Source organism: Streptomyces phytophilus (genome assembly GCF_013870535.1).
Classification (GTDB): Bacteria; Actinomycetota; Actinomycetes; order Streptomycetales; family Streptomycetaceae; genus Streptomyces; species Streptomyces phytophilus.
The window spans coordinates 1-4522 of sequence record NZ_JACBXC010000442.1 but is presented as its reverse complement, the minus strand read 5'-3'; the positions used below and the strand labels follow the sequence as shown (position 1 = coordinate 4522).

4 protein-coding genes are annotated in these 4522 nt (G+C 72.0%); all 4 read right to left on the bottom strand.

What is annotated here, in order from left to right; all coding sequences use genetic code 11:
• Nucleotides 1-1021: hypothetical protein (locus tag H5J30_RS18765; protein WP_181788574.1), on the bottom strand; the 1021-nt coding region annotated here is incomplete at its 3' end.
• Between the two features lie 109 nt (nt 1022-1130).
• Nucleotides 1131-1982 carry an EamA family transporter gene (locus tag H5J30_RS18760; RefSeq protein WP_181788573.1) on the bottom strand — a complete coding sequence of 284 codons (852 nt, stop codon included), beginning with the start codon at nt 1980-1982 and terminating at the stop codon, nt 1131-1133.
• Nucleotides 1979-2473, bottom strand: a complete 495-nt coding sequence (locus H5J30_RS18755; RefSeq protein ID WP_181788572.1) for a YbaK/EbsC family protein — start codon at nt 2471-2473, stop codon at nt 1979-1981. Before H5J30_RS18755 ends, H5J30_RS18760 begins: the two co-directional genes overlap by 4 nt.
• A 93-nt stretch (nt 2474-2566) precedes the next feature.
• Complete coding sequence (locus H5J30_RS18750; protein ID WP_181788571.1) at nt 2567-4288, bottom strand: penicillin-binding transpeptidase domain-containing protein; 1722 nt, start codon at nt 4286-4288, stop codon at nt 2567-2569.
• Nucleotides 4289-4522: the final 234 nt, after the last annotated feature.

The following is a 4522-nucleotide window of genomic DNA, read 5'->3' as shown; positions in this document are numbered from 1 at the left end:
CGGGCGCGCGCAGCATCATCGCGATCACCGCGACGGCCGCCAGCGAGCCGCCTATGTACGTGGCCAGGACGAGCCAGCCCTCCAGATCCTCGGTGTACGCATCCCAGCCGAGGACGGGGATCTGCCGCTCGGACGGCACCTCGTCCGGGAAGTCGGTGATCGTCATGCCGATCATGCGGCGGACGTTGATGTAGAGGTAGACCCCGAGGACCGTGATCGCCGCGCCGCGCACCACCGGCCGGCGCATCAGCGCCAGCACGCCGAGCACCAGCAGCGACACCACGAACACCGCCTCCCAGAACTCCGTGGTCCCGGCGAGCACCGGATAGAACGACTCACCGGGGTCCACCAGCCCCCTGAAGTACTCGCCGGCGCCGATCCCCCCTTCGTCCCGGGTCAGCATGCGCACGATCCAGCCGGCGAGCGCGAGGCCGAGCACCACCATCAGCCCGCCGGCGATCACGTAGAGCTGCGACCCCCGCACCGGCACCCCCGCGATGCCCGCGGGCCGCCGCTCGCCCGCCCGCAGCATCAGCACCACCACGACCGCCGAGAACAGCAGGACGATCGACCAACTGCTGATGATCGCGACTTCGAGGTCGTTGCCCCCGATGTACCACTGCCGGAACTGGTCGCTCGTCACCAGGCCGACCAGCTCGCGCGCGGCGGTCGCGAACATCACGAACCCGCACAGCAGCGCGGCCCCCCGCCCCGCCCGCCGGTTCAGCGCCGCGACCACCCCCGCCACCATGAGCGCCACCGTGAACGCCCACACGTACGGGCTGAACAGCTCGGGCTCCAGCATGATGCGCGGGTCGTACAGCGCCTTGAGGAAGTCGTCGGCCCCGCTGCTCACATAGTCGAAGTCGTAGTAGAGCCAGACGACCACCATCCGGCCCAGGGCCGTGAGGAGCACCGCCACGGCCAGATACGCGCCCAGGTGCCGCTGCGGCGCAAAGCGGTCCGACGCCGCCGCCCCCGGCTGCCGTTTCGTCCCTTGGTCGAGTACTTCCATGGTCATCCCCCGTTGTCCGTGGTGCGGAGATTCCATCCTGAAGGCCGAAGCCCACGGAAAAAACCCCTGTGGATAACCCCTGTTGCGTACTCGTCACAGCCCCGGGACACGCCGGCTACGCCGGGAGCAGCACCAGCGCGATCCCCGCCACCATCAGGCACGCCCCCACGATCCGCGCGCCGCCGAACCGCTCCTTGAGGAACACCGTCCCGATCGCCGCCCCGACCACGATGCTCGACTCCCGCAGCGCCGCTATCGGCGCCAGCGGGGCGCGCGTCTGCGCCCAGAGCACCAGCCCGTACGCCGTGATGGAGATCGCCCCGCCCGCAAGCCCGCGCAGCGCCACCGACCGCAGTTCGCGCACCACCCCCGGGCCGCGCAGCACCAGGGCCGCCAGCGGGATCCACGGGCCCATCAGCAGCACCAGCCACGCCGTGTAGCCCATCGCGCTGCCGGAGGCGCGGACGCCGACGCCGTCGACGATGGTGTACGCCGCGATGGACAGCCCCGTCGCGAACGCCGCGGCCAGGGCCGGCCAGTGCGGGCGGGTGTCCGTGCCGCGCAGCCCCCACAGGGCGATGCCGCTCAGGCCCGCGCACGCCACCGCGACGCCCGCGGTCTGCCACAGGCCCAGCCGCTCGTCGAGGAAGAGGTGCGCGACCGCCGCGACGACCAGCGGGGCCGTGCCCCGGGCTATCGGGTAGACCTGCCCGAAGTCGCCCAGCCGGAACGACTGCATGAGCAGCGTCATGTACACGAGGTGGATGGCGACCGAGGCCAGCAGCCACGGCCAGGCGCCGGCCGCCGGGAACGGCACGAAGAACACCGCGGTCCCCGCGATCAGCACGTCGCCCACGCCGATCAGCGCGAAGACGACCAACTGGTCCTTGAAACCGTGGGCGATGGCGTTCCACGAGGCGTGCATCACGGCGGCCGCGAGGACCGCCGCGGCTATGAGGGGGGTCACACCCCCGGCTCGCGCACCTCGGACACGTCCGCGACCCGTGCGCCCGCGTGCGCGACGAGGTCCTTGGGTGAGAGGGGGAACACGGTGTGCGGGTCGCCGGCGGCGGCCCAGACCTCGCCGTGGTCGAGGAGCCCGCGGTCGGCGAGGACCGTCATCCGCGTCACGTGCCCGAAGGGCGGTACGCCGCCGATGGCGTACCCCGTGGCCTCGCGCACCACCGCCGCGTCCGCCCGGCGCACGCCCGCGGCGCCCAACTCGGCCCGTACGCGCTCGGTGTCCACCCGCGAGGCGCCGTCCATCAGGACGAGCACCGGCACGCCGTCCGCCGCGAAGACCAGGGACTTGACGATCTGGCTCAGCTCGCAGCCGATGGCCTCCGCGGCCTGCGCCGCGGTGCGGGTGGCGTCGGGGAAGCGGCGTACCGGGACGCTCAGACCGAGTTCGGCGAGGGCGGCGGCGAAGAGCGGATGTGCGGCGTCGGCTGTCGTCATGGAGGTGACGTTAACGCCCGGTGTACGGGCCACGCGAACACATTCCGCCCACCGGGACCCGGCGGCGTGCGGCCGGGTCCCGGTACGTGCGCCTCAGCCGCCGTGCGCCGCCAGCACGTCCCTCACCAGCGGGCCCGCGAACTCGCCGCCGTGCCCGATGTTCGGCACCGTGGCCGCCGCCGCCAGATCCCCGCGGTACGCGGTGAACCAGGCGTCGGTCTCCTCCTGGCCCCCCATCTCCGCCGAGCCCGTCTTCGCGCCCACCTGACCGGTCAGACCGCTCATCGCCCCCGCCGCCGTGCCGTACGACGCGGTCGCCTCCATCAGCTCCCGCAGCTCCTGCGCGGTCGACGTCTTCATCGACTTCGGCGCGATCGCGAACTGCCGCCCGTCGAACGACTGCGGCACCAGGTGCGGCTGCTTGAACACGCCGGCCTTCGCGGTCGCCGACACCGACGCCATCGTCAGCGGGTTCATCCGCACGCCGCCCTGGCCGATCAGCGACAGCGCCATCTCCACGCCGGACTGCACCGGCACCGAGCCGTCGAACGTGGTCACGCCCGTCTGCCAGTTGAGCCCGATGCCGAAGACGTCCCTGGCCTGCTTCGTCAGGTCGTCGTCCGCCAGCTTCTCGGCCATCGAGATGAACGCGGTGTTGCAGGAGGCGGTGAAGGACTCGGCGAACGTGCCGCCCTCGATCGTGAAGGAGTTGTCCCCGACGTTCTCGAACTGCCAGCCGCCGTACGCCTTGTACCGCGGGCACGGGTGCGCCTTGCCGGGCGCCGCCAGGCCCTTGTCCATGAGCATCGAGGCCGTGACGACCTTCATCGTCGAGCCGGGCGGCAGCGTGCCCTGCAGCGCGGTGTTGAACCCGTTGCCGGTCTGGTTGGCGACCGCGAGGATCTCGCCCGTGCTGGGCTTGAGTGCCACGAGCGCCGCGCCGCCCTGCTTGGCGACGGCCGCCTCGGCGGTCTCCTGCACGGCCGCGTCCAGCGTCGTCGTCAGCGTGCCGGGTCTGGCCTTGGAGAGCACCAGAAGGGTCTCGGGCGCGGCCGCCTTGTCGTCGTCCTTCTTGTCCTTCTTCTTGCCGGCGCTCTCCGTCCAGACCTTGACGCCCGCCTTGCCGCCGGCCTTCGCGCCGTACCGTTCACGCAGGTCGGCGATGACCGGCGCGAGCGAGGGGTACTTCTCGGGGTCGAGCCTGGCACCGGTGCGGTCCAGCGCCCTGATCGGCGGGGCCTCCCGCGAACCGGTCCGCAGCCGCTCGCCCTCGGTGAGCTTGGGATGTATGAGGGACGGGTCCCAGGCGACCTCGACGCCGCCCGTCTTCTCGTCCCGTACGACCTCCAGCGCCGAACTGTACGCCCAGGGCTTGACGGTGTCCTCGAACGTCACCTCGGCGTCGACGCTGAACGGCACCTTCGTGCCGTCGGCCGGGCCGGGGGTCAGCTTGACCCGTTCGACACCCGCGTCCTCGCGGTACGACGTCAGGCCGGCGAGCGCCGCCTTCCTGTCGTCCGTCAGCCCGGCCGCGGTCTCGGTCTCCCCGCCCGCCCAGGCGGTCAGGAACTCCGATGCGGCCCTGCTCGCCTCCCTGGGGCCCGGTGGCCCGGTCTTCACCGGATCGGATGAGGCCGGCGCCGACAGCGAGTTGCCGCCGGCCTCCGCCTCGTCGTCCTCCAGGAGGCTGTACGCGCCGAAGCCCGCCGCACCGACGACCGCGGCACCGACTCCGACGATTACTGCGATCCGGGTGCGCGTCGCTCGTGCCGACGCACCTGATCCGGCGTGTCTGCGCCGGTGGCTGCCCGCCATCTGCCGTGCTCCCTCTGCGCGCCCCGAGACCATGTCGACCCTGCGTCAAGCACATTAAGCCACCTGCCGCACCGCCGCCCACCGTGACGGTGGTGCTCAGACCCAACTCCCCAGCCACATGCGCGCCTCCCAGGCGTCGCGCGTGATGGTCTCGCCGGTGTAGATGGGCCAGAAGTAGATGAAGTTCCAGAGCACGAGGAGGACGAGCACCCCCGCCGCGACCACGCCCGCGGC